Source organism: Arsenophonus sp. ENCA (genome assembly GCF_002287155.1).
GTDB classification, from domain to species: Bacteria; Pseudomonadota; Gammaproteobacteria; order Enterobacterales; family Enterobacteriaceae; genus Arsenophonus; species Arsenophonus nilaparvatae.
In genome coordinates this window covers 1-4907 of record NZ_NHNG01000155.1, presented here as the reverse complement: position 1 = coordinate 4907, position 4907 = coordinate 1, and the positions used below count along the sequence as shown (strand labels likewise).

Here is a 4907-nt window from a genome sequence, read left to right as displayed (position 1 = left end):
AACGGACTTATCCGCCGTTTTTACCCAAAAGGAACGGACTTCAACTCAGTCACGGACAACGAGATTGCAGAACTTGAGCACATACTTAATACTCGGGGACGAAAATCGTTGGGCTATTTTTCTCCAAATGAAGTATTTTTAGCTCATCTAATGGCTCCATAACGTTTTATGGGTTTGTTGCGTTTCGACTGGGAATGGGCCAAAACTGGGTTTGGACGGTTATTATCTATCATAACGCGATCAATAAAATCGGTGCAGGGTAGGTATAATTTTTCTTGGGCGATGGTTTGGCAGCGATGCAGTAATAGATTGTCAGCTTCCGCGCCTAGCAATGTCTCGATATCGGTCATAATTTACTCCCCTTTATTGACGTTGTGATTGATTGTTATCCATTATAGTGTGAAAAACAAGCTCGATTGCTTTAGTTAAGTGAGGTGGATCGCTTCAGTTTAATGCTAGTTTTAGCGTTGGTTATTAAAGTGATGGATACTATTTTATTAACTATTTATGGTTATTTATTAACAATAGTTGCTGATAAAAAGAGTGGAATTTTATCGGCCACAAAAAGAAAAAGCTAACTCAAGGGAGATTGAGTTAGCAAAGAAGGTGGTTCCTAGTCTTACTATTAATTTTTAGTTCTACATTTTTCGCTAACTATCTTATGATAATGAATATCATATTGCTGTGATCTAATACATAAAAATGAAATTTTTCCTTAAATTATGTATTGTTATTATCCCTATTTAAGGTTACTAAAATTGCTCATAACTAAAGCAAACATATTACTATTTACTTTAGTTTTTGAACTTACTTTATTGTTTGAATCTGTTGTTTGTTATGTGGGTTTCTGGTCGTTGTGCCAGCCAAATTGCGAATTAATAGCGCAAACTGCAGATCAACATCCTCAGGGATCGGGAGATAAACTTTATAGCCATTACCTGGTGCAACTTGAATAGGTAGGTTTTTTTTATCAAATAAGTCAGTTAAGGTAAATTGAATATTTCCTGCTGGTGTCATTAACTCTAAGTTATCACCCAGACTGAATTTATTTTTCACGTCCACTTCTGCCAGCCCATCTTTGCGTTGGCCGGTGAATTCACCAACAAATTGTTGGCTATCCGAAACAGAATAACCATATTCATAGGTTTGGTACGCATCATGGTTATGTCGACGTAAAAAACCTTCGGTATAACCTCGGTGAGCTAAGCCTTCTAATGTGGTTAGCAATGAGGGATCGAAAGGTTTACCCGCAACGGCATCGTCAATCGCCCGACGATAAACCTGAGCAGTTCGAGCACAATAGTAGAAGGATTTGGTACGACCTTCAATTTTTAAAGAATGGACACCAATTTGAGTTAAGCGTTCAAGATGTTCGATTGCTCGTAGATCTTTCGAATTCATAATATAGGTGCCATGCTCATCTTCAAAAGCGGTCATATATTCACCAGGACGTTTGCTTTCTTCAATTAAAAAAACTTTGTCGGTAGGCTGTCCACTACCTAAGGTCGGCTGAATATTTTTTATCTTAATCGGTTGATGATGATGAACAATATTACCGATTGCGTCTTCTTTTCCTTCTTGTACTTTATATTCCCAACGGCAAGCGTTGGTACAGGTGCCTTGATTGGGATCGCGCTTATTAATATAACCAGATAGTAAGCAACGACCAGAATAGGCCATACAAAGTGCACCGTGAACAAAAATTTCTAATTCAATATCAGGTACCTGTTGACGAATTTCGGCAATTTCTTCAATAGAAAGCTCACGAGACAAAATAATTCGGCTTAATCCCATTTGTTGCCAAAATTTTACTGTAGCCCAGTTAACTGCGTTTGCCTGGACAGAAAGATGGATCTCCATTGCTGGAAATGTTTCTCTCACTAGCATAATTAGGCCAGGATCGGACATAATTAAGGCATCTGGTTGCATTTCGATGACCGGAGTAAGATCACGAATAAAGGTTTTTAATTTAGCATTATGTGGTGCAATATTAACCACTACATAGAAATGTTTTCCCATTTCATGGGCTTCTTTAATGCCTTTAGCTAAATTTTCATGATTGAATTCGTTGTTACGAACACGTAGGCTGTAGCGCGGTTGTCCTGCATAAACAGCGTCCGCACCATAGGCAAAAGCATAGCGCATGTTCTTCAGGGAACCTGCGGGAGAAAGCAATTCTGGCGTAAACATATAATTTCTCAATCTGATAACAAGTCATTACTTATTCTTAATCGGATAAGTTTTAAGTAGCTAATTCTAACGCCTTATGTGATGAAATCCAAATCAACCGGCGAGCGGATTAACAAAATTTAATTAAACTAATTCCCAACGATAACCTAAACCGTATACTGAACGGATAAATTGCCGCTCTTTATCTAATTGTTGCAGCTTGCGGCGTAAGTTTTTTATATGGCTATCAATGGTGCGATCAGTAACAATTCGATAATCATCATAGAGGTTATTCAACAGTTTATCACGAGAAAAAACTTTACCCGGATGTTGGGATAAATATTTTAATAATCGAAATTCCGCCGGTGTTAATTCAATGGTTTGATTTTGATAATGTATCTGATAGGCGCTTTCATCAATAATTAGCTTAAGGTCACTATTTTCTGTTGTAGTTTGTCGATAGCAACGGCGTAAAATAGTTTTAATTCTAGCGATTACTTCGCGTGGGCTAAAGGGTTTACAGATATAGTCATCAGCGCCAATTTCTAAGCCAACTAAGCGATCAAATTCTTCCGTTTTCGCTGTCACAATGATAATAGGGACGTCTGAAAATTGACGTAATTGACGGCAGATTGATAAGCCATCTATACCTGGCAACATAAGATCCACGAGTTTCGCACAGGCATATAAAATTCTAAAAATGGCTTAAAAGCAATGATTAATCTGCAAGTTACTAAAAAACATAAATTTTCTTAAATTACAATAAGTTGTATTTGATTTATAAGGTTTTGACTATTTATATATCATGCTGAATTAAACTTAAAAATAGAGCGTTTTTTTATTGGTGCGAAACTCGTGCATTATTGAAATTTTCACTGATCTGTGCGGCGTAGTAACGCAAAAAATCGATCGCTTCGCGCACTTCAGCAATGGCATTACTAAAGGTTTTGCCGGCTTCACGGATCAATACGCCAATTAAACGGGAGAATTGCTGCTCCATCAGGCAAGCCGCTTGTTGCAAAATGGCCGCTCGTTCGATGATGGGGGTCGTCGCCCAGCGAGTCGCTGCGGCAGTAGCAATTTTAAACGCATGCTCGACGTCGGTTAGACTTGCTTGGTGGACATAGCCGACGATATCGTCAAAATTAGCCGGATTAGTGATCAGCTGTCGGGCTGAAATTTCAGCCGGCGAGGGCGGTTCTCCAGCCAGTAAAGGTTTAACCTGATAACAGAGTGGGGTGGTCAGTAGGGTCTGCGCCAGTGCTGCCAGGTGATGTTCGTTAGTCAAATCAATACCAATAGCATTGAGGCGCTTGCTGCCATATAGCGCACGAGGCAGTGGGATTTGTGGATGTGGCAAACCCAGTTGGCCTGCTGTTTCAGCCGCCGCCAGTACTTGTTGCACTGGATCGGCCACCAGTTTATCTAATAGAATATTAGGATCGGCAATCTGATTAACGAATGACGTATTTGCGCCATTTTCCAGTAAGCGGCGCACTAGGTAAGCCAACAAGGTTTGATGACTACCGACTGGCGCATAAATACGACAGGGACGATTAAGTTTACCTTCGGCGATGGCGCCGACAACTTGTTGATATAGCCCTTCGCCCATGCCATGTAAACATTGAAATTCATATTGGCCAGGATAATAATTTTCACCAGCCATATAATAAATCGTGGCTAAAGTATGGGCGTTATGAGTGGCAAATTGGGGATAAATCAAATTGGGCACCGACAGTAATTTACGCGCACAAGCCAGATAACTGACGTCAGTATAAATTTTTCTGCTATAGACCGGGTAACCTTCAAGACCATCTATTTGCGCGCGTTTAATTTCACTATCCCAATAAGCGCCTTTTACCAGTCGGATCATCAAACGATGCTGACTGCGTTGCGCTAAATCGATAATTTCATCGATCACATAGGGGCAGCGTTTTTGATATGCCTGAATGACAAAGCCAATTCCATCCCAGCCGGCCAGTAGCGGTTCGAAGCACAGCTTTTCTAACAGATCGAGGGAAATTTCCAATCGATCAGCTTCTTCTGCATCAATATTAATGCCAATATCGTAATGACGTGCTTGTAAGGTTAATGTTAACAGACGAGGGTAAAGCTCAGACATCACCCGCTCATATTGAGCCCGGCAATATCTTGCATGGAGGGCAGATAGTTTAATGGATATTCCAGTACTGGCATAAATGCTTTTGCCATGGGAAGCTTTACCAATGGCATCAATTGCTTGTTGGTAAGCAGCCATGTAGCTTTTGGCATCTTCATCGGTTAAGGCCGCTTCACCTAACATATCATACGAGTAGCTAAAACCTTTATTTTCCATTTTATGCGCATTACTTAGTGCTTTTGTGATGGTTTCACCAGTGACAAATTGCTCACCCATTAGCCGCATTAAGCGTGTTGCTTAATAGTGAAATAAGGGTGTTTCGGTGATTGAAGTAAATTTTACGCTGTTCTGAGATGGAAATTCCAAAGACCTGCGCTAAGGAGTAAGAAGGTATCATCAATAAAGGGTCTACGATTCCGTAAAATTTGGGTCATGCAACCGAGGCGCTTGATACCCGCGATGGCGTGTTCAACTGTAATACGGATGCCCGAGATTATTTTATTTTCTTGTTTTTGTTCAGGCGATAAAGGTCTTTTTCGAGTTCCTTTTTTTGGGATTTGTGTATTAGGATGCTGTTTATCTATACCTTGAAAACCGGTATCTGCCCAGATGGTTACCT

At 40.2% G+C, this 4907-nt stretch carries 2 protein-coding genes and 3 pseudogenes; all 5 read right to left on the bottom strand.

Annotated elements, in window-relative coordinates:
• Positions 1-185: 185 nt before the first annotated feature.
• A pseudogene (locus CBG25_RS04235) lies at positions 186-350 on the bottom strand (fructose-bisphosphate aldolase); the annotation flags it as partial.
• Positions 351-807: 457 nt separating this feature from the next.
• Entirely contained in the window at positions 808-2190 is a 1383-nt protein-coding gene (gene yegQ, locus CBG25_RS04230; protein WP_290604821.1) for a tRNA 5-hydroxyuridine modification protein YegQ, read from the bottom strand.
• Between the two features lie 123 nt (positions 2191-2313).
• Positions 2314-2841: pseudogene (locus CBG25_RS04225) on the bottom strand (winged helix-turn-helix domain-containing protein); the annotation flags it as partial.
• 187 nt (positions 2842-3028) lie between these two features.
• Positions 3029-4573, bottom strand: a pseudogene (locus CBG25_RS04220) (proline dehydrogenase family protein); the annotation flags it as partial.
• A gap of 53 nt (positions 4574-4626) precedes the next feature.
• A partial coding sequence (locus CBG25_RS04215; RefSeq protein WP_290603775.1) for a transposase family protein occupies positions 4627-4907 on the bottom strand: 281 nt, incomplete at its 5' end.

Coding starts and splice junctions, on each gene's coding strand:
- yegQ (WP_290604821.1), bottom strand. CDS start 2,190: ATGTTTACGCCAGAATTGCTTTCTCCCGCAGGTTCCCTGAAGAACATG.